Genomic DNA, 778 nt, shown 5'->3' with positions numbered 1-778 from the left:
ACCACCAGCGACGGCTCGCTGTCCTCGTGGAAGGGGCACACGCCGATGCGGTCCTTGCCGGACTTTTTCAGGGCGATGCCGGCCGACTCGACCAGGCGCTCGACCGCCACTTCATTCTTTAGCCGCTCGATGTCGGCCTCGGGGATGCGGGGCATAAATCCCTCTTTCTCTAAAAAGCTGTCAAGACCCTTTTGCGGTACTTTTATTGTATCGTATAATGGCCTTGTTCGCACCTTTTAAGATACCAGGGGGTACAGTATGGGCACTATCGTCTTTTCGTTATCTCCCATGTTCGCTACCCGCCTTATCCAGTTCCGCAAGGCCCAGAGCTTCACGCAGCAGGCCCTGGCCGACGCCGCGCAGATTCACGTGAACCAGATCAAGCGCTACGAGGCGGGCACGGCGCAGCCGACCCTGGAAGCCCTGGTGCGGCTGGCAAAGGCGCTGCACCTGAGTCTGGACACCTTGGTGTTCGACGAGGCCGAGCGCGGGCCGTCGGACGACATGGCCCTGCAGTTCGAGGCGGTCAGTCACATGCCGGAGGAAGAACGCCGCATCATCAAGGCCCTGCTTGACGGGATGATCATCAAGTATCAGACCAAGCAGATGATGGGCAATTTGAGCAGTTAGCGCGATTCTTTAGCCGCTAAAAAAAGAGCCGTACCCCGCACCCTACGCGCATAGCCAGGGTTGGGGACGGCTTTTTTCATTCATTACAGAAGCAATCGGTTAGCACATAGCTGATGAGGCTGTGTCCGAATGTCAGACCTGGCACCGT

Annotated in this window: 2 protein-coding genes; one reads left to right on the top strand and one right to left on the bottom strand. The window is 57.8% G+C overall.

Annotated elements, in window-relative coordinates:
- On the bottom strand, positions 1-155 hold a 155-nt coding region (locus F2P45_RS34345), incomplete at its 3' end, for a CHC2 zinc finger domain-containing protein (protein WP_223164918.1).
- A 133-nt stretch (positions 156-288) separates the two neighbouring features.
- Here F2P45_RS34345 and F2P45_RS34340 point away from each other — a divergent pair.
- A complete protein-coding gene (locus tag F2P45_RS34340) occupies positions 289-630 on the top strand; it encodes a helix-turn-helix domain-containing protein (protein WP_223164917.1) in 342 nt (113 codons plus the stop codon).
- Positions 631-778: the final 148 nt, after the last annotated feature.

This window comes from Massilia mucilaginosa (genome assembly GCF_011682145.1).
In the GTDB taxonomy this organism is placed as follows: Bacteria; Pseudomonadota; Gammaproteobacteria; order Burkholderiales; family Burkholderiaceae_D; genus Telluria_A; species Telluria_A mucilaginosa.
Note: the sequence above shows the minus strand (reverse complement) of the source record. Positions and strands in the feature narration are given on the sequence as shown.

Bases quoted from the DNA above. Each gene is read 5' to 3' on its own strand.
- F2P45_RS34340 (WP_223164917.1), top strand. From the start codon at position 289: ATGTTCGCTACCCGCCTTATCCAGTTCCGCAAGGCCCAGAGCTTCACG.